Below are 268 nucleotides of genomic sequence, written 5' to 3' on the forward strand. Positions count from 1 at the left end.
AGTGTTGAACAGTGAAAATAAACTTAAAGATACAAGCCTGATATGGAATGATTATCTGGCAACTGATGATGTTAGTTATGTGATTGAAGATAACGGAAATGATATTCCGCAAGTGAAGATCTCCTTGTTAAAAGATGTTGATAAGTCCGGAGATTTCGGCTTTACCGTATTCAACCAAGCAGCAACTGCGACAGGTAAAGTAAGTATTCAATCTGCCAAAGTGGCGACGAAAATTGAAATTGGCGAAATGAACGATGTTATCGCATCT

The 268-nt window shown here is 37.7% G+C and carries 1 protein-coding gene; it reads left to right on the plus strand.

All coding sequences use genetic code 11. The features are described from left to right. A partial coding sequence (locus KVT27_RS24835; protein ID WP_217582192.1) for a hypothetical protein occupies positions 1 to 268 on the plus strand: 268 nt, incomplete at both ends.

It is taken from the genome of Lysinibacillus sp. GbtcB16, from assembly GCF_019091145.1.
Classification (GTDB): domain Bacteria; phylum Bacillota; class Bacilli; order Bacillales_A; family Planococcaceae; genus Lysinibacillus; species Lysinibacillus fusiformis.